The sequence below is a fragment of the Micromonospora sp. NBC_01739 genome, from assembly GCF_035920385.1.
Lineage (GTDB): Bacteria > Actinomycetota > Actinomycetes > Mycobacteriales > Micromonosporaceae > Micromonospora.
Map to the genome: position 1 here is coordinate 1,496,209 of NZ_CP109151.1, position 26,135 is coordinate 1,522,343.

Consider the following 26,135-nt stretch of genomic DNA (forward strand, 5'->3'; position numbering starts at 1 on the left):
GGGCCGTCGGTGGGGTACTCAAGGGTTCTGCCGAAGGGTGTGACCTTGCCTCACGTTGGCGGTAACGCCGAGGGGAGTGGATGGTTCTGCCATCCCAAGGGCCGATAGGTGGTCGGAAGAAGACTGGCCTTGAACATCGTCAGTCAGAGCGAAGCGACCATCAATGGTGCCTGCTCAGCTTGACGAACAACAGGTAGGCGGCAACATACAACATCAGAGCCAGCGATATGGCAAGAGATGTCACGGTCGCGATGGTCGGGACTCTCGGATCGTGGAACAGGATGACGAATGCGTATAATTGAAAACCCGCGAGAGCGGCGATTCCCGCCCAAGTATCAACCATTCTCATCGCCTGGTGCAAGCGGTCAACTCCAGGGTGCTCATGGATGTCGAGGCGTGTGGGGCTGGCATGAGTCGACATCGGGCCGTTCCATGGGCTGAGCAGGGGCACCAGCCCGGACGCCTCCCAGTTCGGTAGGTGCTTGCCGGCCACCTCGCGGAAGATGCGGCGATAGAAGACGGAAAGTTGCAGGACGGTGACGGCGCGGAGAGCCATGAGCATCATGGCGACCGGGATGACAAGCCTCAAAGGGGAGATGTCCTGGATCTTCATTCCCAGCAGTTCGGCCTCCAGCAGGTTGCTGTAGGTGAGGATGATGAATGCAGCCCCGAGGCCGACTCCACGTTTCACCGCTCGACTGGCGTCTCGTCCCTGGTCTTCTTGGATCTGCAAGAGTCGCGACAAGAAGAAGCGTAGATCATCTTTGTCGACATCGCCGCCTCGAAGAAGCATTGTTGCCCGCTGTTCAAGCGTAAGCCTATCCACGAAAATGAATGATATCGAGTGTGGGCAACGGCAGGATGCGGCGTGAACTGCCTTCCACGATCAGCGGCAGATCCGGACGTCGCGGCGGTGCGCCTTGGCCCATGGACAGCCATCGGTCCTCCGGTCCACGCGGGTCGGATTGTTACGGCCGGCCGATAGGGTTGCCCGCATGTCATCGATGCCGTTGCTGCCTGAGACCCGACGTGCGCTGGTGCATCGGTTGGCCACTGGTCAGGTAGCGGGTCGGGCGCCGTCGGTGGTCGCTGCCGTGGTGCGTGATGCCCGTCCGGTATGGCAGGGCGGGTGGGGCACGGTGGACGGCCAGGTGCCCGACGGCGATGTCCAGTACCGGATCGGTTCGATCACCAAGACGTTCCTGGCGGTGCTGGTGCTTCGCCTGCGCGACGAGGGGCGACTCGCGCTCACCGACCCGTTGGGGAAGCATCTGCCCGGCACGCCGACGGGTGAGGCCACGATCGGTGCCCTGCTGGCGCACACCGCCGGGCTGATCGCTGATGCGCCCGGCCCGTGGTGGGAACGAACCCCGGGCACGCTGCGTCCCGACCTGGCCGACGTGCTGGGCAGCGATCCGCTGGTGGGTCCGGCCGGACAGCGCCACCACTACTCCAATCCCGGCTATGCGCTGCTCGGCGCGCTGGTGCAGCGGGTTCGTGGCCAGGCGTGGGGTGGGGTGCTGCGGCGTGAGGTGCTGGAGCCGCTCGCGATGACCCGTACCACCCTGCTGCCGGTCGCGCCGCACGCCACGGGTTGGGCGGTGCATCCGTGGGCCGATGTGCTGCTGGCGGAGCCTGCCGTGGACACCGGTCTGATGGCGCCTGCCGGGCAGTTGTGGTCGACCACGACGGATCTGGCCCGGTTCGCCGCGTTCCTCATCGACGGCGACAATCGGGTGCTGCATCCGGACACCGTCGCGCAGATGCGTAACCCGACGAGCCCGCCTGAGGCGACGGACTGGCACATCGGTTACGGGCTCGGCATGCAGCTGCTGCGCCGCGACGGTCGGCTGCTGGTCGGGCACACCGGCTCGATGCCGGGCTTCGTCGCGACCGTGTGGGTTAGCCCCGATGACGCCCTAGGCGCGGTCGTGATGGCCAACGTGACCGCCGGCCTGTCCGCCGGTGGTCTCGCCGCTGACCTGCTGCAGACGGTTGCCGAGCGGGAGCCGCGGGTCCCGGCCCCGTGGCGTCCACTGCCCTCGATCGACCCGCAGCTACTGGATCTCGCCGGCCCGTGGTATTGGGGGCCAGCCCCTTACCTGCTACGCCCACAGGCTGACGGCTTCATGGAGTTGACCCCGTTGTCCGGCGGGAACGGCACCCGGCTGCGCCCCACCGGCGACGGCGGCTGGGAGGGGATCAACGGCTACTTCGCCGGCGAACGGCTGCGGGTGCAACGCGATGTGAGCGGTACCGTCAGCCACCTCGACCTCGGCAGCTTCGTCTTCACCCGACAGCCCTACGAACCCGCCACGCCAGTGCCGGGCGGGGTCGACCCGGCAGGCTGGCAGGCCGGCTGACCCCACGAACGCACCGACCTCGGCACGCAACCCAACACCCTCGGCCCGCATCGACATCACCTCGGCGACGCGCGCCTCGCGGGAAGCGGATACCGGCCGCGCGGCGAATGCGCCCAGTCACGGATGGCGGCGCCTGCGGTGAACGGTCCCGCCGTAGAGATGCACCCGATGGTCGACCTCCCGGTCCGGCTGCCGGTGTACGAAGTGGTCCGAAGCCACCTGACCGTAGCTGACATGCACCAGCCAATCCTCGTAGTACCAGCTCGGATTGCAGGCGCAGCCGGTGAACCGAAAGTTCGCCCGGTAACGGCCAACCTGCCCTGGGGTCAGCATGAACAATCGAGTCGAGGCGTACGGTCGCGGATAGCCGGCCGAACCGGGTAGCCGGTCGACGGTGACCGTCTTTCCGTTACGGCCGAGCCAGAGGCCGATGCTGCGGGCCTGCTCGACGCCGCCGTCGAGCACCTCGTCATGGCGTTCGTAGTCGACCGCCTCGTCAGCCAGGACCTCGTGGATCACTACGTCGCCTTCCGGTAGTGACCAAGGCAGCGGCACTGCCTGGTCGAGGCCACGACGCACGTTCGCGGCCGGCGCGCCGCGTGCCTTGGCCGTCCACCGCACACGAACCCGCTGAATAACGATCACACCTCAGCTTGGCGCAGCCCGCGCCTCACCCGCCAGCCAGTATCCGCGACCCGCTCGATTGCCGGGGAGCGGTGGGCAGACCGGCTGCTTCGGGGCCCGCTCGACGATCGATGTCAGCGCAGGTCGAGTCGCATGAGTACGCGCGGGAAGCCGGCGAGTACCGAGGTGGTGTCGGCCGCCTTCACGAAGCCGGCGTGCTCGAAGATGGCGCGGGTGCCGACGTAGGCCATGGTGAGGTCGACCTTGTCGCCGCGGTAGCCGACGGGGTAGCCCTCGACGGCTGGCGCGCTGTGCTCGCGGGCGAAGGCGATGGCGCCGGCAAGGAGGTGGTGCACGATGCCCCGCATACGCCGGCCAGGCCGTACCCGGAAGCACCACACGGGAGGGGGACTCATCCCGACGTGGTCACCGTTGGTGTTCGACGACACCACCGTGCTCACCTGACCGCAGCAGGTCGGGCGCGGAATCCGTTGTCGGCGGGTTTCAACTATCCCGGGCTGGCCTGCGACGCAGGCCCCGAGGGGTGAACGAGAAGGAGTCAGGAAACCTTCCTGGCCGGTGACGTACGGCAAGAACCACCGGTTCGGGGTGGATGCCCAGCAGTCCCGTCTCGCCTGCGGCGTCCGCGAAGGCGTTCCACAGGTGAAAGCAGATCAGGTCGTAGTCGGGATCGGCCACGGTGTAGGCGAGTGTCTTGGGATAGAACGGGTTGGTTCCGCCGATCCACACCGACGGGGGCCCGAACGTCTCGATGACCTCAGACATGGTGCGGTCCTGCGTCACCCACCCACCGATGTCGGTGCTCATCCGGTGAAACTCCACCTCGGACAATGCCCGGTCGAGCTCAAACGAGCGCAGTCCGGGATAGCCTTGCCGTATATGGCTACCTATCGCAGCGCCTCAGTGCTTCTTTCCTCGGACGGCACCAGGACCCCCGGCACCGCCGCACTCTTCGCCGAGCCCGCCCGCAGGGGCGGGATCCCGCCGTGGGCAGGTGACTTCCGACCCGCCAACAGCGCCGGCAACGGCCCCAAGAACGCGGTCGGGAAGACCTTTACGTTGGAGTTGCCCGACGGCAGCACCGGCAAGGTCGTGGTCCAGGGCCTCAAGCGCGGGAAGGGAGGCGTCGTGCTGGCGTTGATGGGCGAGGACGCACCCCCCTTTTGATCAGGCACCTGATCGCTGCCGACGGCTGGCGGTGGTGGTTGAGCGCGGGCAGCGCGGGGCTGGTGGTGTTGCCGTACTGGCAGGGTGCGCCCTGGCCTGCGGTGGTGGCGGCGGTCTTCGGAGTGATCGTGGTCGGTGCGTGGGCGTGGGGCACCCGGAGCGGCCGTGTTGTGGGCGTGGTCGTCGGTGTCGGTTTCATCGTCGTGCTGGCCGCGGTGTTCGCCGTCTCGCAGTGGCCCCGAGGACTGCCCGTCGCGCCGTGGCTCGACTGGTTCGTGGTGTGGTTGCTGGTCGCTGCGGTGTGCCTGGCGGCGCTGGTCATCGATCACGTCAGGCATGCCGCCGCGGCGGAGGGGACTGGCCAACGGTTCGGTGGTTCGCCTCCGTGGTGCCGCTGGCCACCGTGGTGATGCTGTGCGGCTGCGGGCTCGGCATTGCCCAGATCGATGGCGACGGCAGGTTTCGGACACCTGTTCGCGAAGACGAGATTCTTCCGCTGCCGAGGTCGCTGCGCCTGGTCTCGGCTGACCTGTGTGCCTCCGGTGGGAGCAGCGGCAACTGTACGGCTGAGTTCGTGGTTGCGTCCTCCGACGCTGCCGGCCGGGAAACGACCGTGACCCGGCTCGTCGCGCACCTGCGCGACACCGGATGGGCGCTGCAACCCGAACGAGGGAGTTACTCCGGCAGCCGCGAGGTCAGCGGACTCCTGCGCTGGAGGCCGCACCGACTATGGCTGTACGCCGAAGCCGAACCCGCAGTGGTGCGGCAACCGGCGACCCCACACGACGCAGTGAACGTGCACATCGACAACCTCTGACACGGCCCCACGTGGATCTGCCGCATCTCGGTGCGCTGCTGATGAGGACGCTGCTCTTCGCCGAGAGGCCTTACCGAAGACTCGGTGGAATCTGGGCCGCTGCGCGGAGGCCATCCTCGTCCTGCGCCCGGTGCACAGGACGAGGATGGCTCAGCAGTTGCGGGAATCAGCTTGCGGTGCAGGTGGCGGTGGTTCCGCTGCTGTTACCGGCGCCCTGGAATCCGAAACTGGTGCTCTGGCCCGCGGTCAGTTGTCCGTTGTACTGCTCGTTCGTGACGGTGACGGTGCCGCTCGTACCGCTGCGGACGCCGTTCCAGACGTTGACCACCGACGCGCCGCTTGGCAGGTTGAGGGTGACCCGCCAGCCGTTGAGCGCGGTGGTTCCCGCGGTGACGGTGACCTGGGCGACGAATCCGCCGTTCCACTGGTCCTGGACGGTGTAGACCGCAGTGCAGGATCGGTTCCCACCGGGCGGCGGGGTGGTCGGGGGTGGGGTGGTGGTCGGGGGTGGGGTGGTGGGCGGCGGGGTGGTCGGGGGTGGGGTGGTGGGCGGCGGGGTGGTCGGGGGTGGGGTGGTGGGCGGCGGGGTGGTCGGAGGAGGCGTGGTAGGCGGTGGCGTGGTGGCCGGCGGACCGCCGTCGAGCGTCAGCTTCCAGCCTTCAAGCATGCCTGCGTACGAGGCGACGTTCTGGATCCGTAGCTTCCAGGTGCCGGCTGTCGGCTTGCTCGACAGGTCGGTGATGAAGGCTTCGCGGGCGTTTGCCCGATACGACCCGACGAGGCTCTCCTTGAGCAGGAAGGCCTGTCCGTCCGGCGTGATGAGGGAGAGTCGCAGGTCTCGGTTGTACTGGTGACCGATGTTGGTTTCGATGTAGCTGGTGGTCGACGGTGCCCGGCCGCAGTCGGCCACGCTGATCGGCGATTCGATCGTGCCGTTCTCCGGGATCCGTACGTCGGCGGTGGCGATACCGCCGCAGGCCGGCGGCGGGAGGTCGACGCCGGCCAGGTTGAGCGTCCACGAGTCGAGGAACCCGGTGCCCTGGTACAGGTTGTCGCTGACGTAGAGCTGCCAGGTGCCGTTCGCCGTCTCCGAGGAGAAGTCATAGGTGAACGTGTAGTCGACGCGCTTGCTGCCTCCGCCGGTGTGGTCCAGCAGGTGGTACCAGTTGCCGCTGGGTGAGATCAGTCGGACGTCGAGTTCGCTGATGTTGGCGTGGGAGAGGTGTACCTCGACCGTGCTGTTGCGGGCGGCGACGCCGGGACAGCCGGTGATGGTGATGGGGGCGTACAGGTTCTGGCCCTCACTGATCACCCGGTCGGTGCCGTCCGAGGCGACGCAGCCGGGCGGGTTGTCGATGCGCAGCCGGTACGCCATCGGCCGGATCGCGTCGGTTCCGGTGCCGATCACCGAGATGGTGTAGTCGCCGGCCAGCATGGTCGCCGCGGTGCTGACCGTGAGGGTGGTGCTTCCGTTCGAGGAGATGGTCGACGGCTGGAAGGTGGCCGTCACACCCTCGGGCAGACCGCTGACGGTCAGTGAGACCGGCTGGGCGGCACCCCGGGTGACGGTGCCGGTGATCGTGGTCGAGACGGTGCCACCGGGCGTGACGGTGCCGCTGGCCGGAGCGGCGGTCAGGGTGAAGTCGTTGGCCGGCACGGTGGAGTTGACGTGGAGCAGTCGGTTCGGTGAGCCGATGCCCGCGTCGGTCACTACCCCGGGGGTGGCGTTGTCCAGGAGTGCCTGGGTCACCTGCGCCGGGGTGTAGGTGGGGTTGTTGGCGAGGATGAGCGCGGCGGCCCCGGCGACGTGCGGGGCGGCCATCGAGGTTCCGGAGGCGGTCCGGGTAGAGGTGTTGCCGTCGATGAAGGCCGAGGTGATGTCGACGCCCGGCGCGAACAGGTCCACACACGGACCGATGTTGGAGAAGGGTGCGCGGGCGTCGTCGGGACCGGTGGCCGCCACGGTGATCGCCTCGGGGACGGAGGCCGGGGTGGTCGTGCACGCGTCGGCGCCGTTCTCGTTGCCCGCCGACACCACATAGGTGACGCCGTCGGCGATCGACCGTTGCACGGCGTCGACCATGGGCTGGTACGCCGGGCCGCCGAGGCTCATGTTCGCCACCGCCAGCTCTCCCGGGTCGTGGTCGCCGGTCACCCAGTCGACCCCGGCGAGCACCTGCGCGGTGGTGCCCCGGCCGTTGCAGTTGAACACCCGTACGCCCACCAGTTGCACAGCCTTGGCCACCCCGTAGGTGGAGCCGCCGAGCGTACCGGCGACATGGGTGCCGTGGCCGTGGCAGTCGTTGGCGTCGGCGTCCCCCTCCATGAAGTCCCAGCCGGACACGGCCCGCCCGCCGAAATCGGCGTGCGCCACGTTGATGCCGGAGTCGATGACGTACGCCCGCACGGCCGGGGTGACCCGGGGGTAGGTGTACGAGTTGTCCAGCGGCAACGCACGCTGGTCGATCCGGTCCAGACCCCAGGACGGGGTGGGGCTCTGCACGTCCGACACGGACACGGTGTGGTTCTGCGTCACCGAGGCCACCGCCGGGTTGGCGGCGAGCCGACGGGCACTCCGTTCGGAGAGTCGGGCCTCGAAGCCGCGCAGGGCGTGCCGGTAGATCCGGTTGACGTCGCCGCCCTGCCGTGCCGCGAGGGTGCGGGCGGTGGTGTCCACTGCGGAGGCCCCTACGGCGGAGTCTCGCAACACGACGAGGTAGGAGCCGGCCACGGCGGTCGGGCCGCCGGCGGCGAGGATGTCACCCTCGGCCGGGGCGGCGCTGGCGGGCAGGGTGGTCGCGGTGAAGGTCAGTACGGTCGCCGCGGCGATGGCGGAGCGGAGCAGGGAGCGCCTGCGTGGTCCTGCCGGTGTCATGTGTACCTCCCCTGACGAAGGCCACGCGCCCAGAACCGGCCGCGTGGGATCGCCCGGTGCTCGTCCGCGAACGACCACCGGAGACGTCGGTCGGCTGGCCCGGTGTGAGAGGTGGTGACCCTGGGGCCGACGGTGGCTCAGCCCGAAGCTGAGTGACCTAAGTCGATATCACAATCCTTCATGATTATTTTGTTGTCAACAAAAGTTTCACTGGGTGGGGCAGCGGAGGCAGGAGGGTCGGCCGGGCGTGCCGGAGTTCCCGTCCACAGTGTCAGCACGTACGGTGGCGGGACGAGCCTCGCAACGGCGTGCAGGAGGATGCTCGGCGATGACCCCGACGGTGGACTTCTGGTTCGACCCAAGCTGCCCGTACACCTGGATCACGTCACGATGGATCATCGAGGCGGCGACGGTACGGCCACTCGACATCCGCTGGCGGGTCATGAGCCTCTCGGTTCTCAACGAGCACCGGGAGGTCGATCCCGAGGGTGACACCGAGGGATACCTGTGGGGTCCGGTGCGCGTCTGCGCGGCCGTGGAACAGCGGTACGGTCAGGACGGGCTGGCCCGCTTCTACACCGCTTACGGGACCCGGGTGCACGGGGGAGGGGAGTGGGTCGAGTTCGGCGAGGTCCTGTCCGATGCGGGGTTCGCCGAGGACCTGGCCGAGGTCGCCGGGACGCACGAGTTCGACGAGGTGGTCCGGGCCTCGCACGCCGAGGGCATCGCCCTGGTCGGCGACCATGTCGGCACCCCGGTGGTCGCCGTCGAGGATGCGACCGGAAGCCGTGTCGCCTTCTTCGGCCCGGTGATCTCCAGGATCCCCCGTGGGGAGGAGGCGGGCCGCCTCTTCGACGGCGCCGTCCTGGTCGCCGGGGTGTCCGGTTTCCACGAGCTGAAGGGCCGGCCACACGCGGAGCCGCAGTTCGGCGGGTAACGCTCCAGCGCTCCGCCACCCGAGCCGGTCAGCGGGTGGCGCCCGGGAGGCCGGCACGATCAGGCCGGGCGTTCGGACCGCTCCGCAGACCCGATCCAGGGAAATGGCTCGATGGCGAAGACGACCTCGACCGGCACCTGGAAGTACGCCGCGATGCGCAACGCAAGGTAGAGGCTCGGGGCGTACTCGCCACGTTCCAGGTACCCGATCGTCTGGTAGTGCACCTGCAGCGCCTCCGCGAGCTGCCGCCGTGAGATCGCGCGTTCGGCGCGCAGCATGGCGATCCGGTTGTACACCGGACCGCCTGCGCCGGCGCCGCCCGCGCGGTGCAACGTCGACTTGTCAGCCAATGCGTTTCATGGCTTCCTGCTGGCGGTCCTGCACCTTGGAACCGGACTCGCGACGTGCCGAGCGGCGCAGCACGATCGGCGCCAGCAGCAGGCCCACGATCGCCCAGGCGGTCAGCACCCCGGCGGTCTCCAGGTGCCGCCAACTGCCGGTAATCTCCACGGCCGCCGCCGCGTCGGGCAGAAAGACGGACCGGGTGCCGAGTCCCAGCCAGTAGACGGGGAACACCTGGGCGATGTTCTGCACCCAGACCGGCAGGCTCTGGATCGGATAGAGAATCCCGGAGATGCCGACCAAGGCCATCGTGGGGAAGATCCCCCACGTGTTCGCCGCCCTCGGACCCTTGACCAGCGATCCGACGATCATGCCCAGGGGCAGGGTTGCCAGCAGCCCGAGCACGAACACCCAGACCAGGGTGAGCCACCGGCTGGCGTCCAGCGACGCCAGGCCGTCCACCAGCAGGAGGCTGGGTATCAGGATGAGAATCAGCAACGGCAGCGTACCCATGGACAGTCCCAGCACCCGGCCGCTCAGATAGCCGATGATGCCCTGCGGAATGGTCTTGGCCCGCAAGAGGGTGCCGTCCTCCCGCTCGGCTGCCAGCGAGTAGGCCGCACCGCCCATCGCCTGGAAGGCCAGCAGGCCGCCGAGCAGGCTCGGCATGACGACGGTGGCCAGGGACAGGTCGGTGCCCTCGACCGTCGAGTTGCGCTGGAAGAACAGCACTGCCAGGAAGACGGCCGCGAGCAGCACGTAGTAGACGACGTCACCCACGTTCGTCAGGCTCTGCCGGAACTCGATCCATCCCCGAAGCAGCCCGAGGCGGACGGCATGCGTCGTCGGGTTCATGCCCGTGCCTCCTTGAACGACTCGGCCGCCTCCGTGACCCGGCCGGCTTCGTGCTGGCGAACCATGGCCATGTAGGTGTCCTCCAGGCTAGCCCGGCGTACCTCCAGGTCCTCGACCCGGTCACCGTATTGGCGGAACAGGTCCTGCACGAAGCGCGTCACGGCGGTGGCGGAGTGCACGAAGTGCTCGCCGTCGACACTCCAACGCACCTCGGCGCGATTGGACACCTGCCGTGCGAGCTGATCCGCGCTGCCGTCGGCCACGATCTTGCCACCGGCGAGGATGAGGATCCGGTCGCTGAGCTTCTCCGCCTCGTCCAGATCGTGGGTGGTGAGCAGCACGGTGGTGTCCTCCAGGTCGACCAGCCGGTGCACCACGTCATGGAAGTCGCGCCGTGCCTCCGGGTCGAACCCGACGGTGGGCTCGTCGAGGAACAGCACCTCCGGTCGCCCGACAATGCCGATCGCCACGTCCAGCCGGCGGCGCTGGCCGCCGGAGAGCGCGGTGACCTTCTGTCGCGCGTGTGCCCGGAGACCGACGGTCTCGAGCAGCTCATCGACGTCGCGCGGTCGTCGGCGGCCGGGCACCGAGTACGGTCGGTAGTACTCCCCGAGATGGGTGAGCAGTTCGTGTACCCGCCACCGACCGTGGTCGCGCCACGACTGCAGCACGATGCCGAGTCGGGCTCGCCAGTGTTCACCGCCCTTCGCCGGATCCTCGCCGAGGACGCGGACCTCACCCGCCGACCGCATCCGGAAGCCTTCGAGAATCTCGATCGTGCTGGTCTTGCCGGCTCCGTTCGGTCCGAGCAGAGCGACCACCTCGCCCCGTCGGGCGTGGAAGTTCACCCCGGTGAGCACGTCCTTGTGTCCGTACCGCATACGTAAGTCGCGGACGTCGATCGTGATCGCCTCGTCGGGTGGATCGACGGTCGGCGCTGCCCTTTCCAGATTCTGCGCGCTTGCCATCGGCTGCGCCCTTCCCGGTAGGGTTCTAGTACGAAAGATAGTACACCTACTACATATCTACGTTGTCCTGGTGCCTCGCGGTGCACGGAAGGTAACCGGGCGAGCACAGGGAAGCGCGGGCGGGTGCGGGTCAGACACCCCAGGAGCTGAGGTGTCAAGCTGCGGCGGTTAGCTCACGGTGTGACCAGGCAGTGTTCTTGTCGTAGACGGTGGTGGTTTTGAGGCAGCCGTGGAGGATTCCGACGAGGCGGTTGCCGACCTGGCGTAGGGCGGCGTTGTGGCCGATGTCGCGGGCGCGGAGTTCGTCGTAGTAGGCGCGGCTGCCGGGGTCGTGCAGGACCGCGGCGCTGGCCTGCATGTGTAAGGCGTCGACGAGGCGATCGTTGTGGATGAACCGGGCGTGGACGGTCTTGGATTTGCCGGACTGGCGGGTGATCGGTGCGGTGCCGGCGTAGTTCTTGCGGGACTTGGCGCTGGCGTAGCGGCCTGCCGCGTCGCCGAACTCTGCGAGCACCCGGGCGCCGAGGATGACGCCGATGCCGGGCTGGCTGAGGTAGACCTCAGCGTCCGGGTGCTGGCCAAAATGGGCCTCGACCTGCCCTTCGAGGGTGCGGATCTCGGTGTTGAGGGTTTGCAGGACTGCGACGGTGGCGCGGACGGTGGCCGCGTAGGCGCCGGCGACGATGTCGGCCTGGCCCAGGTGTTCGGTGCGCAGGGCCCGCTGTATCGCGGCGGCCTTGGCCGGAATGTCCCGGCGGCGGGCCTTGTTCAACACGGCGCTGATCTGCCCGATGGTCAGCTTCGCCGCCGCGGCGGGCGTGGGCGCCTTGGCCAGCAGTTCGAGAGCGTCGGCGCCCGTGAGCGTCAACACCTGGTAGGCGGCCAGCGCGGCCGGGAAGTAGTCACGCAGTGCCGCCCGTAGCCGCAGCATGTGCCGGGTGCGTTCCCAGATCAGCGTCTGGTGGGCCCGGGCCACGACCTTGACTGCCTCGGCGATGTCGGAGTCCGCAGCGACCTGGCGCAGCTGGTGGCGACGGGTCCGGACCATGTCGGCCAGGGTGTGCGCGTCGGCCTTGTCGCTCTTGGCTCCGGACAATGACAGCAGCTCACGGTGCCGGGCTGCCTGTTTCGGGTTCACCCCGTAGACCTGGTAGCCAGCCGCGATCAGGGCCCGTACCCACGGGCCGCGGTCGGTCTCGATGCAGACGAGGACATCCGACGGTTTCGCGTCCTCAGGCAGGAACCGGGCGACGAGCTCATGGAACCGGGCCATCCCGTCCACGCCCTCAGACAGCCGGGCGGTGCGCATCGCCCGGCCATGTTCGTCCTGTACCTCCACATCGTGGTGGTCTTCGGCCCAATCGTCACCCACGAACAGCACTACATGCCTCCGCTGCGTCACGGCTCCCATGTCAGCAGCCCGCGGAAGACCTCAGCGCCCTAATGGACCAGTGCTCACGCCAACGTTCTCGGCAGGCACGACACCCCATCAGCCATCCGTCTCCCGACCACGAGCGGGGGCACGGTCTGACCCTAGGACTCGACATCGGTCCAGGGGATGAAAGTGCTCACCCGCCCGCGGCTACCAGGCACCGAGTCTGCCAACAGCTGACCCGGTAGCTCCCATTAGGGGAGAGCGCAGGCGAGTCGGCGGGGCCCCACATCGGTGACCGCAGCGTCTCGGACGACTACCTACGGCGTTTGTGTGGGCCCGGTCGGTCCACTGCTGGCGTCGTACGATTTCTTGGCGGCGATCACGGCGGCCTGGAGGTGCTCGGGGGCGACCCCGTGGACGTTGAGCGGCGGGTGCAGGCGCCGGACCAGTTCGGCCTCGATGGCCGCCGGCTCCGCATCCTGCGCCCAGGTCAAGCGCAGATGCTCGTACATCCACGCGGTCAGCCGCGCCTCATCCTCAGGGACCAGGACGACGCGATCGGTCCAGGTCGTCCGGTATCCCTCGGACACGAGAAGCCCGGCCAGGGTACGGCGCAGAGTCGAACTGCCCGAACGCCTCAGATGGTTGCGCAGGACACGGCCCCGCAGGCTGGTCGCTCGTCCGAGATACAGCAGTCGTAGCGACGGGTCGCTGTCGTTCGGCGGCCCGGGAAGGTCGGGAAGGACCGAGGGAGCAGCCCACCAGGCGTAGACACCGCTGCCACGGCTGAGTCGCTTGACGGCGACATCGAGACCGACCGGCGAACCGCAGAGCAGCCGCAGGGCCTCTTCGAGTCGGGCTGCGTAGGTCGGGGCGTCCTCGGGTGGCTTTCCGGGAATGGTCATCGAGACCATCCTAAGGACGTCTCGTACGTGCAGTACCGGGGCGTTACTTAGTCACGGCCTGAGCGACCCGAACCTGAGCCTGCTCTCGGTACGCGCCGCGCTGATCGTCAACACCCTGCTGGATCGGCAGGTGTACACCATCAGAGAGGAGCAGAGCTTCGTGCACTGGCCAGATCCACATACCCCGCAGGCGCCTCAGACTCCGGCGTCGATAGGGAACATGCCGTGAACTACGACGGGCGTAGTTTTCATCCTCGGCGCCGGAGACGGCGGATGCCGCCGGTGGCGGACTACCACCAACACGGTGACGTGGTGTGGGCGGAGTTCGCTGGCGGGGCTGTCGTGGCCGGACGGATGGTCGGTAGTGGTGCCGACGATGGGACGCTCACCGGTTGACCGACCGTGGACCGGCCGCCGGTGGCCCCGCCCGCCGGTCAGGTCGGGCGCGGCAGACCTGCACCGGGCTGCACCAACCCGCTCTCGTACGCCATGGCCACCAGTTGCGCCCGGTCGCGTACGCCGAGCTTGGTGATGATTCGGCTGACATGGGTCTTCGCGGTCAGCGGACTCATTCGCAGGGCCCGGCCGATCTCGACGTTGCTCAGGCCGGCCGCGATCATCAACATCACCTCGCGTTCCCGGGCGGTGAGGGCGGCGAGTTGCTCGGGGGCCGCCTTAACCGGTTCCGGACGGCGGCTGAATTCGGCGATGACCCTTTGGGTGACGCTGGGGCTGAGCAGCGCCTCACCGGCGGCCACCACCTTCACGGCCCGGCACAGTTCCTCGCCGCTGACGGTCTTGGTGAGGAACCCGTTGGCGCCGGCCTTGAGCGCTTCGAAAATGTACGAATCCTGCTCGAAGGTGGTCAGCACGATGATCCGAATGCTGGTGGTCGCCGGGTCGGTGGTGAGTTGCTGAGCCACCGCCAAGCCGTCCAGGTGGGGCATCCGGATATCCAGCAGTGCCACGTCCGGGCTGACCTGTCGCGCCAGCCGGATGGCCTCGGGGCCATCCGCCGCCTCGGCCACCACCGTGATGTCCTGATCGCGTTCGAGCAGGCCACGCAGGCCGGTCCGGACGAGCTGCTGGTCGTCGGCGAGAAGTACCCTGATGGTCATCCTGCTAGCCTCCCTGGTCGTTCAGTGCCGCACGGACGGGTCCGTCCGCATCGACGGGGTCTCCGGCGCTGCGGAGGTTCCGGCTTTCGACAGCGGCAGCCAGGCCCGTACCGCGAAGCCCCTCTCGGGGGCCGGGCCCACGGTCAGTCTGCCGCCCAGGCTGCTGACCCGTTCCTGCATGCCGGCAAGCCCGTACCCCGCCCCGCCGGGGCGGTCCGAATCCGACCCGTCTGCGGGATGGCTGCCTCTTCCGTCGTCGATCACGTCGAGGCCGACACCGTCCGCCTCGTAGCGCAGGCTCACCTGGAGGGTGTCGGCGTCTGCGTGTCGCAGTGCGTTGGTCACCGACTCCTGGGTGATCCGGTAGAGGGTCAAACCGACCGCTGGTGGCACTGGCCGCGGTTCGCCCTGCCGGTCGAACTCGACGGTCAGGCCACTTTCCGCCGCGCGGTCGAGCAGGTCTGGAATTTGCGATTCGTCAGGCATCGGGCGGCGATCCGGCTCCGGCTGGGTGCCGTCGGCGCGCAGTAGTCGGACCGCGGCCTGGAGTTCGCCGACCGCGTCGAGGTTGAGCTGGCGGGCGTTGTCGAGCAGTTCCCGGGCCGTGTCCGGATCATCGGTGACCAGTTCGCGGGCCAGGTTGACCTGGATCCCGACGACGGCCACGGTGTGCGCGGTGACGTCGTGCAACTCACGAGCGATACGTAGCCGCTCCTCCAGGATTCGGCGAGCCGCCTCGCGTTGCTGCTGCTCGCGCTCTGCGGCAAGCCGGGCGGTGAACTCCTGAGCGAAGCGTTCCTTGTTCCGCAGTGCCGCCCCTGCGACGAGGACGACGCCGAGAACGGCCGTCTCCTGGATCGCTCCGTCGAGAATTTCGAGCGGCGGGACGTCGGAGTTGAGTACCCAACCGGTTGAAATGATCTCCAGAGAGGTGCCCACGGCGGCGCCGAGCAGTAGTTGGCCGTGTCGGGCGACGGTGTAGAGCGGCACGAGCAGCGACCAGATCGGCGAGATCCCGGGGAGGCCGGTCAGGTTGTAGCCCATGACGACGATCATCGACAGCACCAGGACCCGCACGGGCTGCCGGCGACGGAAGAACAACAGGCCGCCCAGGATGATGCCGAGGAGATAGGCGGCAAGGGCGGAGGACTCGTTTCGCTCGGCCGCCACCGACGTGAAAACGGTGATCGCGGTTGCGCTTCCCCCGGCGACCAGCACGTCCACGATGCTGTCGATGCGACGTCTGGTCGCCGGGACGAGAGCCGGGTCGTGCACTGGATCGACTTCCATGATGGGGCATAACCTTCGAGGCCGAATCTTCTCCGCCTGCATCACCCTACCGTGAACCTTCGCCGGTAAGCCCTCACAAGGATCTTCAGCCACCGCCATGTGTGGCGTGGTTCTCCACGGTCAGCTCCTGCGGCACCCGTGGTTCGTCCTGCTTCGACACCGTCAGGAACTGACCCATCATTCCGGCGTCCTCGTGGGCAAGAATGTGACAGTGATACATGTACGGCGCCGTGACGTCGGAGTGTGTCAGGAACCGTACCGCGAGGCGGACGATCGTATTCGGCGCGACGTAGACCGTGTCCTTTTCGCCTTGGAGATAGTCCGCCGGTGGGCGGCCATCGATGTCAATGACGTGGAATGCCGCGCCATGGACATGGAAGTTGTGTGGGATTGACTGACCATTCTTGATCTCCCACAGCTCGACCGATTCCGCTCGAACGACGCGGTCGACTCGGCCCATTTCCATGGTCCTGTCGTTGAGCAGAAAATCGCCCATCGTGATCTGGAACGGATCGGGACGGGTTACGTTCGGCGTCGGCCGGGTCGGGCTCAGGGTGTCCGGTATCTCGGCTGCGGGCTGCAGTGTGCCCGCCGCGACAATCTTGAGCAGATCCATGGTGTCGCTGCCGCCCGCCAATCGCTCGTAGGCAAAGTTCGCGCCGAGCGGAGGATCGAAGCTGCGCAGGATCACCTCTTCGCCGGGCTGGAACGTCACCACGATCTCGGCCCGCTCGCCGGGGGAGAGCAGGAGTCGGTTCAGCGACAGCGGCCTGTCTCGTAGCCCCATTTCGGTGGCGACCAGTTGAAAATCCCGGTTGTCGGTGAATCCGATGTGGTAGATCCGGGCGTTTGAGCCGTTCAGCAGCCGAAAGCGGACGCGCGTGGTGGTCGCTTCGAAGAACGGGTCGTAGGTGCCGTTGACGAGAATTTTGTCGCCGAGCAGACCGGTGATGGTGAGACCGCTGAAATTCATGTCCGACGTGTCGAGCGTCCCGTCGTCGGCGATCTTGCGGTCCTGGATGACAAGGGGGATGTCGTCGACGCCGTAGCGCTTCGGCAACGGCAGCGCGTCGGTCTCGTCGTCGTCGATCAGGAAGAATCCTGCGATGCCTCGGTAGACGTGTGCCGCCGTGGCCTCGTGCAGGTGCGGGTGATACCAGAGGGTGCTGGCCCGCTGCTCAATAGTCCAGTATGGCTGCCAGGTCTGCCCCGGCCTGATCAGTTGGTGCGGACCGCCGTCCATTCTGGCGGGCAGGTGCATTCCGTGCCAATGAATCGTCGTCGTCTCATCGAGAGTGTTTGTTACATCGACCGCCACCTGCTCGCCCCAGCGGGCCCGCAGGGTGGGACCGAGTAGTGGTCCATTGGCGCCCCAGGTGACAGCGCTCGTGCCCGGCAGCAACTCGGAGCGTCCCTCGCTCAATGTGAGCTTGAAACGCTTGCGCCCGTCACTGTCCGAGGACGGTTCCAACAGCGGCGGTACCTTCAGCCGGTTACGGAACGACAGCGTACCCGTGTTGCTGCGTCCGGAATCGACGTAGAGGTAGCCGGCAAAGCCGGCAGCCGGGGCAACGAGGAGAGCCCCTGAGGCGGCAAACCATCTCAGCGCGGTACGACGATTTACCCTTTCCAAGGTCGTTTCTCCTGGTCGGTATTCGTGCCCCTACCCGCCCGACCCCTCGGATCATCGAGGCTCAGCACCGTGTGGAAGTGGTCGTGGACTTAGCGAGACAGCCTGCGACGCAGGCTCCAGATCATCATCACGACACCGATGGCGATTACCCACCAGCCCAGTAGCACTTCGGGCATCGGTACGAAACCGGGATCATCGAGCCAGACGCTCAACGGAACGAAGAACCAGCCGAGGTTGAAAACCAGGCCCACCAGTGCCACAACGATGCCCGCCCAGAACAGCCGGTTCGACAGGAGCGACTTGGACGCACTCTTCTCGGTCATCTCAAGCTCCGATTACAGATGGATGCGACACTTCACGCTACAAAGCGCAGCCTGCACCTGCGTCCGCTGGTGGGAGTTGATTTCCGTACTCCCCAGGGTGTACATCCCTGATACCGCTCTGGGTTGAGACGTGAGGTAAACGCAAACGCGTTCTCGCGGTGCGGGGTGGACTACCGCTGCCCGGATCCCGACCGGTGGTGCATTGACCAGCCGCGCTTTCAGGCGTACCCGGCGCACGAGACGATGCCTCCCACCATGCCGACGCCGGCTGCGGTCCGGGTCGAGACAACCGTCTGGGCGGGCTGCAGGCCGGTGAACGGGAAGATCCACTCGGGCCGGGCTACATCTCATCGACAGTCACCTGTCGGTCAGCGGTCCGGCGGAGGGCGCGTTCGTGGCGGTCGACCGCTCGGGCGTACGCGATCACGAGCAGCCGGTCGATCTCGGGCAGCAGTTGCGGGCCGGGCATGACGATGCTGGCGAAGCCATACAGGGCGTAGCCGGGGTGGGGTAGGACGGTGTCCAGCCGGGCGAAGTCGAAGGTGTGCCGGTGGGTCTCGAAGTCCTTGGGTGGGAAGCCGAACAGGCGCTCGAACTCGGCCCGGCCCAGGTCCAGGTTGAGCCGGAAGACGCCGGGACGATCCAGCTGGGATGCCTCGTCGAAGCCGGGCACGTCGTGTTCGACGATGGTGGCGAAGGGTTGGCGGCGGTCCGGGCCGACATAAAAGAACCGGTCCCCCCAGGCACCCTCGGGTGACCTGTTCTCCCGGCTTGCCACGACCTGCTCCACCCCGGGCAGGGCGAGGATCCGATCGGCCAGTACGGCCGCGTCGAGACCGGCGGGGATGTGCAGCACCGCGTCGGCGTGGTCGATGGTGGCCTGATCCAGGGGGAAGTAGCGGTAGTCATGGGTTCTCCGCTCGGCCGCTGCTATCTCGGATGCCCGAACGAAGCGGGGAAGAGTGCCCTCCTGCTGGAGTCTGCCCTCGTAGGTCGAGGGGTCGGGGGCCTCGATGCCGAGGGCGGGGCTGGCGCCGAGGCTTCCGACGACCACCGCGTACCGGTCGCCCAGCAGGGTGGCGACGATCGCGCCGGCACCGGCCCACGACAGGTCCGTTCCGGCCATCGTCATCGCGCTGGTGTGGCGCTGGAGGTGGGTGTTGTGCGCGAAGACCAGGGTGGGTCCCCGGTGCGCCTCGACCGACCGGATGGCCAGCAGGTTCTCGGCCATCAGCGCGTCCCGGACCCCGGCCAGGCGGGCGAAGCGTTCCTCCCGTGGCAGCGGGGCGGCGGCTGCGGCGTGGTAGCGCAGCACCGCGACGGCGGACATGGCGTGGACGAACGCCGCCGGCCAGCCCTCGGCCCGATGGGGAGCCTGTAGGTACAGCTCGGTCAGCAGGTCGTCGGCGATCACCCGTAGCCGCTGGGTGTCGGCCGAACCCCCGATCGACCTGCCGGGCTCCCAGATCGCGGCCGGGTCGCTCCACCGCGACTCCTCCCCGACCAGGTCGTCGATCTCCGCCGCCCGGTCCAGGTCGAGGAAGTCGCAGACCCGCATGAGGTGGCGGCGTGGGCTCGGGGCATCCTCAATCTCCAGGGGGGCGTCGAAGCCGTGGAAGGTCAGGCGTTCGGCGGCCGGCCGGCCGGCGTTGTACTCGCGCATCCGCAGCAGCAGGTCCCGGTTGGCCGGGGCGGCACCGAACCCGTGGCTGAACCCCTCGGCGAGCGCCCGGTCCAGGGTGACGGCCGCAGACCCCTGGACGAACTCGTCGGCGATCAGCCCCGCCGCCCGGTCACTCTCCACCGCGATCGACCGGTAGCCCCGTTCGACCAGGGCCAGGAAGGTGTCGTTGCGGATCTGGAGGAAGGCGGATTCCCCGTGCGTCGGCTCACCGAGCGCGAGCAGGGACGGCGGTACGGCGAACAGGTCCAGAAGGGAGGTCATTGCATCGACCGTATCGTTGAACCACGGGTTGAGACTTCTTGAGCAACGGAGCACGGTGACACCCACAAAACCCTCCACCCCAGGGGTACGCCGACCGATCGACCTGGCGCGTCGCCACGGCCTCTCCGCCCAAGCCGTACGCAACTACGAACGCGACGGGGTCCTGCCACCGGCCGTGCGCAGCCCGACCGGCTACCGCCAGTTCACCGAGGTGCACGCCACCGCGCTGAGCGCCTACCTGGCGTTGATCGTGGGCCACGGCTACGCGGCCGGCGGCGACATCATGCGGGCGGTCATCCGTGGCGACATCGACGGGGCGATGCGCACGATCGACCACAGCCATGCGCTGCTACAACGCGACCGGGAGACCCTGGACGCGGTCGAGGCGGCCGTCGCCACCCTCACCGGGGCGCAGCCGCAGCCGCCGCGCCGCACCGCCGTACCGATCAGCGTGCTGGCCCACCGACTCGGGGTGCGCCCGGCTACCCTGCGTAAATGGGAACGGGCGGGGATTCTGCGGCCGGCACGGGACCCGGCTACCGGTTACCGCACCTACTCGCCGCACGATGTCCGCGACGCCGAACTCGCGCACCTGCTGCGCCGGGGTGGGTACCGGCTGGACCACATCGCCGAGGTGCTGCGTCGGGTACGCGAGGCCGGTGGGGCCGAACCACTGGCCGCGTCGCTGCGTCAGTGGCGGGACCAGCTCACCGCGCGCGGCCGTGCCCTGCTCACCGGAGCCGCCCGGCTCGCCGAGTACCTCGACGCCAGAGGGTCATCAGTGCGGCCCGGTGGCGCGGGGGAGACCGTCGAGGCCTCGACCGGGAATGTCGACCCTCTCCCCAGGGGAGGCACGAGGATGACACCGTGACGTTGCGCAGGGGTTTGACCATCGGCGAGTTCGCCACCGTGACGCACCTCAGCGTACGGACCCTGCGGCGCTATCACGAGTCCGGGCTGCTGGTGCCGGCGACGGTGGATCCGCACACGAACTATCGGTACTACCTGCCCGACCAGATCGCGACCGCGCAGGTCATCCATCGGCTCCGAGAGCTCGACGTGCCGCTGGTCGAAGTCAGGTCGATCATCACGACCGGCGATCCGCAGCAGCGCGCCGAACTCATCGCGGGTCACCTGCGCCGGCTGGAGGCCGCACTCGACCGCACGCGGGCGGCCGTGGTGTCCCTGCGCCAGCTGCTGCGACCGGACGCCGCGACACTGGAGGTCGAGCTGCGTTCCGTGCCTGCGCGGACCGTGGTCGCCATCAGCGCGACGGTCCGGATCGAAAATTCACTCGCCTGGTTCGACACGGCCATGGACGAGCTGGATGCCGCCTTCCCGCAGGCCGAACGCGCCGGGCCGCCCGGTGGCCGGTACGCCAACGAGCTTTTCACCGACGGCGTCGGCGTCATGACCGTCTTCCGGCCGGTCCGCAGCCCGCGCGGCGGCGGCCGGCTGGAGGTTGTCGAATTGCCGGCGGCCGACCTGGCCGTGACCGTCCATGCGGGCCCGCACGACGACATCGATGTCACCTACGGCCGGCTGGGGGACTGGGTCGTCTCACACGCCCTGGGCATCGACGGACCCGTCCACGAGACATACCCGGCGGGTCCCCGCGACACCGGGGACCCCCGGCGGTGGCGTACCGAGATCGGTTGGCCGGTCTTCCGACTCACTCCCGGCTGACGCCAGCCGAGGCGCCGGAGCGGCGCACTTGACCTTCTCGTCGGGGGAGACCCGACCGTGGGGGTATGCACAAAACATCAGACCGCGAAGCTGCCCTCACCTGGGCCGAGTTGCCGGCCGTGATCACGGCGTACCTTTCCGCGCACGAAGCCCGGGACACCGCGACCGCGGTGCGCGCGTTCGCCGTAGACGCCGTGGTGACGGACGAGGGCCACACCTACCGGGGGCGGGAAGAAATCCGGGCCTGGCTGACCAACAGTGGCAGCCGGTACACGTACAGCACGGATTTCGTCGGCGCTCATCGGATCGGTGCAGCCCAGTTCGATGTGCTCCAGCATCTGGAGGGGAACTTCCCGGGCGGCTCGGCGGACCTGCACTACCGGTTCACCCTGGCCGGCACCTCGATCATCCGGCTAACGATCGAACCGTAGGCGATGCCGCCCTCCGCATCGATGCAAGTCGGTGGCTTGAGGCGTGCGGCCGACGGAGCGGGGGTGCACATCACGGTGAGTGGATTGATCCGAAACTCATGGCGACCGAGGGCTGGCGCATTGCTGTCCGTCGTTGGATGATGACCGCCGGCAACATCGTTGATCTCGGCGCCAGCGCCCAGACGGAGGGCTGTTCCGTGAAGCACGACCATTCGCCTGTCTTGCCAGGCCACGGCGCTACGGACTATGCACGCTACATGCGGATCGATGCGTTGCTCGATTTGCAACGATCGCCGGACGAGGTCATACATCGCGACGAACTGCTTTTCCAGGTGGTGCACCAGTCGACTGAGTTGTGGCTCAAACTGGCGGCAGCGGAGTTGGCGGAGGCGACCGCACAGGTCGCTGCGGGGCAGTTGGCGGCGGCGGAGGCGCTGCTGGTCCGGGCGACGCTCGCGGTCCGATTGATCACCGACCAGTTGGAGATGTTGCGATATCTCTCACCAGTGGATTTCCAGGCGATGCAGCCTGCTCTGGGCAACGGTTCCGGTGCAGAATCGCCTGGGTGGCGAGAGGTCCAGTCAGCCAGCCGAAAGCTCGGCCGTGCCTTCGACGAGCAGCTCGCCACGCACGGCGTCGCCGCGACGGAGATGTGCCCGACCGACCCGTCAGAACCGCTGCACCGGCTCGCCGAGGCGATGGTGGAGTGGGACGAACGGGTGTCGGTGTGGCGGGTCCGCCATTACCAGGTGGCACTGCGAATCGGCGGGCATCGGCCGGCCGGCAGCCCCGGTAGCGCGGCGAACATGCTGGCAAAGCTCGCCGGACACCGATTCTTTCCCGCACTGTGGCAGGCGCGGATGAGCCTCACCACCAACGGATAGCCCTGCTCAACCCCGGGCTCTGTGGTCGACGGCATATCCCTCGACCGTCAGCGTGGTTCGGTCTCGTCAAGTTCGAGGGGTGGCATGTGCGTGCGTTGACTTCCTGGTTGTCCGGCCCGAGTGAACCGCACAGCTTTCCCTACTCGCCGGTGCTGGCCGAATTTCACCGGCTCGGCAAACACTTTGTCGAAAAGGATTTTCTCGCCCTGCTCGACAGCGCTCGGCAGGTGGTGGCCCGCCGGGCCACCGCCGGCGGCGACGCCGCGACCCGGCAGCTGACCGACTTCCTGGACGTCGCACTCGACAAGTGGGACGGCCGTTACGACTATCGCAGTTACCTTGCCCTGCGGTTGCTCCGACTGCCGGATTCCACCGACGATCCGCCCACAGTGGAGGCCGCTGACGAGCGGCGGGTCCGGGACCGGCTCCTCGTCAGCCTGGTCGCCGACACGCTGGCGTTCGAGTTGGCCGCCGCCGCGCACACCACCGGGCTACTTCCACAGGAGCGGCCCGGACCGGTGCTGGTGACCAAACGGTGCCGGCTGGGTGTGCGAGCCGTCGCTCCTGCGCTGGCTCGTCTCGGTGTGGCCGAGGCGGTCGGAGTGGCCCCCCCGGCCACTGCCGCGACCGGCCTGCTCGCCGTCGCCCGTGCGCTGCTCTCCCCGGGGGACCCGTCGCTGCGGCTGAGCATGCTGCCGGTCCACGTGACGCACGACGAGTACCTGTTCATCCGGGTGCTCCAGGCCTACGAGTGCATCTTCGCCGGGGTCGCCGAGGAACTTCGGGCGGCAGTGACCGCCCTGGCGGGGGACACGCCGGCCGCCGCCGCCGAACGACTCGGCTACGCGGGTGACCTGCTGTGCACCGCAGCTCCCCTCTTCTCCCTGCTGGCCACCATGCAGCCGGAGTCGTTCCGCACCTTCCGGCAGTACACCGAGGGGGCCAGCGCGATCCAGTCCCGCTCCTACAAGCTGGTCGAGTCGCTGTGCCGTACCCCGGAGGTGGGCCGACTGGACTCGGTCGCCTACCAGTCGGTGCCGGAGGTGCAGGCCCGGGTACGCGACGGCCAGCCGACAGTGGACCAGACGTACCGGCGGGCGGTTGCCGACGGCCGGCTCACCGGAGCGGACGCCGTCCTGGTGGCACGGCGGATGGCCGCGTTCGCCGGTGCCCTGACGCAGTGGCGTCGTACCCATCTGCGGGTCGCGGTGCGGATGCTCGGTGCGCGGTCCGGCACGGGCTACACCGAGGGTACGCCCTACCTGGCAGCGGTCAGCACCGCCCCGGTCTTCGCCGCCGTGACCACCGACGTCGCCACACCCGACCAGGACGAAAGGCGTTGCGCGTGAACCGGCCCGAGCGGAATCCCCGGTGCCTCGACGCCGCCGCACACGCCGCCCTGCGCGCGGAGTTCCCCCTGCTGGAAAGCTGCGTCTACCTGAACAGCAACTCCACCGGTGCCGCGCCGAGGGGTGTCGAGCGGGTGCTGCACGACTACTGGCAGACGCTACGCACCTGGCGCGACGACATCTGGCAGGACTGGCACATCGGCCTCGACCGGTACGCCGACTCGGTGGCCGCCCTGCTGGGCGCGCCGCCGGGCAGTGTGCTCACCGACGCGAACCTGAGCACCTTCCTGGCCCGACTGGCCTCCTGTTTCGACTACCGCCCGCCCCGCAACCGGGTGGTCATCACGGATCTCGACTATCCGACGGTGCCGTTCATCTTCCGGGCGTACGCCCGATATGGCGCGCAGCTCGACGTGGTCGGCACCGGTGGCCCCCACCTCGACCAGGACGCGCTGGAAGCCCGGATCGACGAGCGGACGCTGCTGGTGTGCGTGCCGCACGCCAGCTTCACCTCCGGGGCCACCGTCGACCTGTCCCGGCTGGTGACCCGAGCCCACCAGGTCGGTGCGCTGGTGGTGGTGGACGCCTTCCAGACCGTCGGGGTGGTGCCGTTGGAGGTCACCGCACTCGGCGTCGACGTCGTCCTGGGCGGATCCCACAAGTGGCTCTGCGGCGCCGGCACCGCCTTCCTCTATGTCCGGCCGGACCTGGTGCCACTGCTGACTCCGGCAGCCACCGGGTGGCAGGCCGGCGACCGGGCACTGACCTTCCGACCGTCGCCCGGCTGGGCGCCCGGCATCCGTCGCTTCGCCGGCGGCACACCGTACCCGCTGACCTCCCTGATCTCCCAGGTCGGCCTGGACCTGCTGCTCGACGTCGGAGCCGACGCCATCCGGCGGCATTCGCTGGCGCTCACCCAACGGCTGCTGGATCGGGCCGAGGCCACCGGCATCACGGTGGTCAGCCCCACCGACAGCGCTGCCCGAGGCGGCGTGGTGTGCCTGGACATCCCCGACGGCGAGGCCGTCAAGCAGCGGCTGGCCGCTCGGGACGTGATCTGCAGTTGGCGCGGCTACCTGCGGGTCGGCCCGCATGTCTACAACACCCTCGACGAGATCGACCTGTTCATGGATGCGCTGGAAGAGGAGTTGCGCCGGTGACCGTCACCCTCTCGCCCCGGGCGTTGATGAGTCTGCTCGTCAACGGCCCCAAGGCCATGGACGTGCTGCACACGGCACTCGACCTGGGACTGCTCGACGCGCTGGAGGCCGGACCGGTCCGCCTCGACGCGTTGGCCACCCGGTTCGGGGTGCTTCCGCTGCGGCTGTACAAGTTTCTCGACTGCATCGAGAGCCTCGGGCTGCTGACCCGCGACGAGCCCGACGACGACATCGGCGCGACCAGCTACCACGCCGTGCCGGGGCTGCGGGACGCGGTCAACGCGGTGGTCGGTCCCGACGCCACCGAACGGGACAGAGATCGCTACCCGTGGCGGCAGTTGCACGGCCGGCTGGCCGAGAGCCTGCGTGGTGAGGTCAGCATCGACGACGGGTTCGCCTGGCCACCGAAGACGGCCGAGCAGACCGCCGAGTTCGAGCGCAGCATGGCCCTCGGGCTGGGACCGGCGATCGAGACGGTACGCCGGCACTCAGATCGGCTCTGGTCGGACCGGCATCGGCTGCTGGACGTCGGTGGCGGTGACGGAACCCTCGCCGCACACATCCTCGACACCGCGCCGGACCTGCGGGCCGACGTGTACAACCTGCCGGCGGTGGCACCACTGGTGGCCGCCACCCGGGACGCCCGTGGCCACGCGGATCGACTCGGTTTCGTCGGCGGCGACTTCTTCCTCGAACCCCTACCGGGCGGTTACGACGCGCTGTCCTTCGTCCGGGTCCTGCACGACTGGCCGAACGCGGTGGCCCGCGAACTGGTGCAGCAGGCGTACGCGGCGTTGGAGCCGGGTGGGCTGCTCCTGATCTGCGAGGAGTTCCGCACCCCGGACCGACTGGCCATGCAGTTCTTCTGGAGCTACTTCCTGATCGGCGTCGACAGCAGCGTCAGCCGGCTCCGCGAGGCGGACCACTACACCAAGCTGCTCACCGAGGTCGGCTTCCAGGAGGTGGCCGTGCTGCCGGGCACCTGGGAACTCGTCACCGCGTACAAGCCGTCCGGGCGAGAGTGATTCACGCAGACGACTAAACGCGAGCGGCACTCCGCACGACAG

27 protein-coding genes are annotated in these 26,135 nt (G+C 68.3%); 12 read left to right on the forward strand and 15 right to left on the reverse strand.

The genetic code is table 11. The features are described 5' to 3' along the window. Positions 1-160: 160 nt before the first annotated feature. On the reverse strand, positions 161-826 hold the full coding sequence (locus OIE53_RS06675) for a hypothetical protein (RefSeq protein WP_327025692.1): 666 nt from the start codon (positions 824-826) through the stop codon (positions 161-163). Between the two features lie 178 nt (positions 827-1,004). On the opposite strand from OIE53_RS06675, the gene OIE53_RS06680 reads away from it, so the two are divergent. Further along, the gene (locus tag OIE53_RS06680) at positions 1,005-2,363 is read left to right on the forward strand and encodes a serine hydrolase domain-containing protein (RefSeq protein ID WP_327025693.1); all 1,359 of its coding nucleotides are present in this window, start codon (positions 1,005-1,007) and stop codon (positions 2,361-2,363) included. A gap of 117 nt (positions 2,364-2,480) precedes the next feature. Here OIE53_RS06680 and OIE53_RS06685 read toward each other — a convergent pair whose 3' ends face one another. The 3 genes from OIE53_RS06685 to OIE53_RS06695 all read right to left on the reverse strand — a co-directional run bounded on the left by OIE53_RS06685 (position 2,481) and on the right by OIE53_RS06695 (position 3,815). Then, complete coding sequence (locus tag OIE53_RS06685) at positions 2,481-3,008, reverse strand: hypothetical protein (RefSeq protein ID WP_327025694.1); 528 nt, start codon at positions 3,006-3,008, stop codon at positions 2,481-2,483. Between the two features lie 113 nt (positions 3,009-3,121). Then, on the reverse strand, positions 3,122-3,403 hold the full coding sequence (locus OIE53_RS06690) for a hypothetical protein (protein ID WP_327025695.1): 282 nt from the start codon (positions 3,401-3,403) through the stop codon (positions 3,122-3,124). Positions 3,404-3,491: 88 nt separating this feature from the next. Further along, positions 3,492-3,815, reverse strand: coding sequence for a hypothetical protein (locus OIE53_RS06695; protein ID WP_327025696.1), 324 nt, complete (start codon positions 3,813-3,815; stop codon positions 3,492-3,494). 72 nt (positions 3,816-3,887) lie between these two features. Between OIE53_RS06695 and OIE53_RS06700 the strand changes: the two genes are divergently transcribed. The 3 genes from OIE53_RS06700 to OIE53_RS06710 are packed head-to-tail and all read left to right on the forward strand — an operon-like array spanning position 3,888 to position 4,992. Beyond that, positions 3,888-4,175 carry a hypothetical protein gene (locus OIE53_RS06700; RefSeq protein ID WP_327025697.1) on the forward strand — a complete coding sequence of 96 codons (288 nt, stop codon included), beginning with the start codon at positions 3,888-3,890 and terminating at the stop codon, positions 4,173-4,175. Beyond that, entirely contained in the window at positions 4,172-4,585 is a 414-nt protein-coding gene (locus tag OIE53_RS06705; RefSeq protein WP_327025698.1) for a hypothetical protein, read from the forward strand. Before OIE53_RS06700 ends, OIE53_RS06705 begins: the two co-directional genes overlap by 4 nt. Then, positions 4,561-4,992, forward strand: a complete 432-nt coding sequence (locus OIE53_RS06710) for a hypothetical protein (RefSeq protein ID WP_327025699.1) — start codon at positions 4,561-4,563, stop codon at positions 4,990-4,992. The genes OIE53_RS06705 and OIE53_RS06710 overlap by 25 nt, the downstream gene beginning before the upstream one ends. Positions 4,993-5,158: 166 nt before the next feature. Here the strand turns inward: OIE53_RS06710 and OIE53_RS06715 are convergent, their stop codons facing one another. Then, positions 5,159-7,867: a S8 family serine peptidase gene (locus OIE53_RS06715; protein ID WP_327025700.1), complete on the reverse strand. Its 2,709-nt coding sequence runs from the start codon at positions 7,865-7,867 to the stop codon at positions 5,159-5,161. A 328-nt stretch (positions 7,868-8,195) separates the two neighbouring features. On the opposite strand from OIE53_RS06715, the gene OIE53_RS06720 reads away from it, so the two are divergent. Then, positions 8,196-8,804, forward strand: coding sequence for a mycothiol-dependent nitroreductase Rv2466c family protein (locus OIE53_RS06720; protein ID WP_327025701.1), 609 nt, complete (start codon positions 8,196-8,198; stop codon positions 8,802-8,804). 59 nt (positions 8,805-8,863) lie between these two features. Here the strand turns inward: OIE53_RS06720 and OIE53_RS06725 are convergent, their stop codons facing one another. The 10 genes from OIE53_RS06725 to OIE53_RS06770 all read right to left on the reverse strand — a co-directional run bounded on the left by OIE53_RS06725 (position 8,864) and on the right by OIE53_RS06770 (position 19,558). Continuing rightward, complete coding sequence (locus OIE53_RS06725) at positions 8,864-9,082, reverse strand: helix-turn-helix transcriptional regulator (protein ID WP_327027106.1); 219 nt, start codon at positions 9,080-9,082, stop codon at positions 8,864-8,866. 64 nt (positions 9,083-9,146) lie between these two features. Further along, entirely contained in the window at positions 9,147-10,001 is an 855-nt protein-coding gene (locus OIE53_RS06730) for an ABC transporter permease (protein ID WP_327025702.1), read from the reverse strand. Beyond that, entirely contained in the window at positions 9,998-10,969 is a 972-nt protein-coding gene (locus OIE53_RS06735; RefSeq protein ID WP_327025703.1) for an ABC transporter ATP-binding protein, read from the reverse strand. The genes OIE53_RS06730 and OIE53_RS06735 overlap by 4 nt, the downstream gene beginning before the upstream one ends. 154 nt (positions 10,970-11,123) lie before the next feature. Further along, entirely contained in the window at positions 11,124-12,350 is a 1,227-nt protein-coding gene (locus tag OIE53_RS06740) for an IS110 family transposase (protein ID WP_013735595.1), read from the reverse strand. 311 nt (positions 12,351-12,661) lie between these two features. Continuing rightward, positions 12,662-13,249, reverse strand: coding sequence for a GIY-YIG nuclease family protein (locus OIE53_RS06745; protein WP_327025704.1), 588 nt, complete (start codon positions 13,247-13,249; stop codon positions 12,662-12,664). A gap of 434 nt (positions 13,250-13,683) precedes the next feature. Next, entirely contained in the window at positions 13,684-14,367 is a 684-nt protein-coding gene (locus OIE53_RS06750) for a response regulator transcription factor (protein ID WP_327025705.1), read from the reverse strand. Positions 14,368-14,388: 21 nt separating this feature from the next. Further along, the gene (locus tag OIE53_RS06755; protein WP_327025706.1) at positions 14,389-15,657 is read right to left on the reverse strand and encodes a sensor histidine kinase; all 1,269 of its coding nucleotides are present in this window, start codon (positions 15,655-15,657) and stop codon (positions 14,389-14,391) included. Positions 15,658-15,742: 85 nt separating this feature from the next. Then, the gene (locus OIE53_RS06760) at positions 15,743-17,290 is read right to left on the reverse strand and encodes a multicopper oxidase family protein (protein WP_327025707.1); all 1,548 of its coding nucleotides are present in this window, start codon (positions 17,288-17,290) and stop codon (positions 15,743-15,745) included. A gap of 89 nt (positions 17,291-17,379) precedes the next feature. Next, positions 17,380-17,613 (reverse strand): hypothetical protein, encoded by a 234-nt coding sequence (locus OIE53_RS06765; RefSeq protein WP_327025708.1) that lies wholly within the window; start codon positions 17,611-17,613, stop codon positions 17,380-17,382. 340 nt (positions 17,614-17,953) lie between these two features. Continuing rightward, a complete protein-coding gene (locus OIE53_RS06770; protein ID WP_327025709.1) occupies positions 17,954-19,558 on the reverse strand; it encodes a DUF6194 family protein in 1,605 nt (534 codons plus the stop codon). A 55-nt stretch (positions 19,559-19,613) separates the two neighbouring features. Here OIE53_RS06770 and OIE53_RS06775 point away from each other — a divergent pair, with 55 nt between their 5' ends. The 7 genes from OIE53_RS06775 (at position 19,614) to OIE53_RS06805 (ending at position 26,093) form a co-directional block, all read left to right on the forward strand. Continuing rightward, the gene (locus tag OIE53_RS06775; protein WP_327025710.1) at positions 19,614-20,429 is read left to right on the forward strand and encodes a TioE family transcriptional regulator; all 816 of its coding nucleotides are present in this window, start codon (positions 19,614-19,616) and stop codon (positions 20,427-20,429) included. Then, the gene (locus OIE53_RS06780) at positions 20,426-21,244 is read left to right on the forward strand and encodes a MerR family transcriptional regulator (RefSeq protein ID WP_327025711.1); all 819 of its coding nucleotides are present in this window, start codon (positions 20,426-20,428) and stop codon (positions 21,242-21,244) included. The genes OIE53_RS06775 and OIE53_RS06780 overlap by 4 nt, the downstream gene beginning before the upstream one ends. A gap of 65 nt (positions 21,245-21,309) precedes the next feature. Further along, a complete protein-coding gene (locus OIE53_RS06785; protein ID WP_327025712.1) occupies positions 21,310-21,675 on the forward strand; it encodes a nuclear transport factor 2 family protein in 366 nt (121 codons plus the stop codon). Between the two features lie 197 nt (positions 21,676-21,872). Then, positions 21,873-22,559, forward strand: coding sequence for a tryptophan 2,3-dioxygenase family protein (locus tag OIE53_RS06790; protein ID WP_327027107.1), 687 nt, complete (start codon positions 21,873-21,875; stop codon positions 22,557-22,559). 86 nt (positions 22,560-22,645) lie between these two features. Next, positions 22,646-23,908 carry a tryptophan 2,3-dioxygenase family protein gene (locus tag OIE53_RS06795; RefSeq protein WP_327025713.1) on the forward strand — a complete coding sequence of 421 codons (1,263 nt, stop codon included), beginning with the start codon at positions 22,646-22,648 and terminating at the stop codon, positions 23,906-23,908. Beyond that, the gene (locus OIE53_RS06800) at positions 23,905-25,068 is read left to right on the forward strand and encodes an aminotransferase class V-fold PLP-dependent enzyme (RefSeq protein WP_327025714.1); all 1,164 of its coding nucleotides are present in this window, start codon (positions 23,905-23,907) and stop codon (positions 25,066-25,068) included. Before OIE53_RS06795 ends, OIE53_RS06800 begins: the two co-directional genes overlap by 4 nt. Then, entirely contained in the window at positions 25,065-26,093 is a 1,029-nt protein-coding gene (locus OIE53_RS06805) for a methyltransferase (RefSeq protein WP_327025715.1), read from the forward strand. Before OIE53_RS06800 ends, OIE53_RS06805 begins: the two co-directional genes overlap by 4 nt. The last annotated feature ends 42 nt before the right edge of the window (positions 26,094-26,135 follow it).

Excerpts from the sequence above, each read along its gene's own strand:
- OIE53_RS06680 (WP_327025693.1), top strand. The coding sequence starts at position 1,005 with ATGCCGTTGCTGCCTGAGACCCGACGTGCGCTGGTGCATCGGTTGGCC.
- OIE53_RS06735 (WP_327025703.1), bottom strand. The coding sequence starts at position 10,969 with ATGGCAAGCGCGCAGAATCTGGAAAGGGCAGCGCCGACCGTCGATCCA.
- OIE53_RS06755 (WP_327025706.1), bottom strand. The coding sequence starts at position 15,657 with ATGGAAGTCGATCCAGTGCACGACCCGGCTCTCGTCCCGGCGACCAGA.
- OIE53_RS06725 (WP_327027106.1), bottom strand. The coding sequence starts at position 9,082 with ATGCTGCGCGCCGAACGCGCGATCTCACGGCGGCAGCTCGCGGAGGCG.
- OIE53_RS06765 (WP_327025708.1), bottom strand. The coding sequence starts at position 17,613 with ATGACCGAGAAGAGTGCGTCCAAGTCGCTCCTGTCGAACCGGCTGTTC.
- OIE53_RS06715 (WP_327025700.1), bottom strand. The coding sequence starts at position 7,867 with ATGACACCGGCAGGACCACGCAGGCGCTCCCTGCTCCGCTCCGCCATC.
- OIE53_RS06695 (WP_327025696.1), bottom strand. The coding sequence starts at position 3,815 with ATGAGCACCGACATCGGTGGGTGGGTGACGCAGGACCGCACCATGTCT.
- OIE53_RS06730 (WP_327025702.1), bottom strand. The coding sequence starts at position 10,001 with ATGAACCCGACGACGCATGCCGTCCGCCTCGGGCTGCTTCGGGGATGG.
- OIE53_RS06785 (WP_327025712.1), top strand. The coding sequence starts at position 21,310 with ATGCACAAAACATCAGACCGCGAAGCTGCCCTCACCTGGGCCGAGTTG.
- OIE53_RS06770 (WP_327025709.1), bottom strand. The coding sequence starts at position 19,558 with ATGACCTCCCTTCTGGACCTGTTCGCCGTACCGCCGTCCCTGCTCGCG.
- OIE53_RS06745 (WP_327025704.1), bottom strand. The coding sequence starts at position 13,249 with ATGACCATTCCCGGAAAGCCACCCGAGGACGCCCCGACCTACGCAGCC.
- OIE53_RS06690 (WP_327025695.1), bottom strand. The coding sequence starts at position 3,403 with ATGAGTCCCCCTCCCGTGTGGTGCTTCCGGGTACGGCCTGGCCGGCGT.
- OIE53_RS06720 (WP_327025701.1), top strand. The coding sequence starts at position 8,196 with ATGACCCCGACGGTGGACTTCTGGTTCGACCCAAGCTGCCCGTACACC.
- OIE53_RS06750 (WP_327025705.1), bottom strand. The coding sequence starts at position 14,367 with ATGACCATCAGGGTACTTCTCGCCGACGACCAGCAGCTCGTCCGGACC.
- OIE53_RS06700 (WP_327025697.1), top strand. The coding sequence starts at position 3,888 with ATGGCTACCTATCGCAGCGCCTCAGTGCTTCTTTCCTCGGACGGCACC.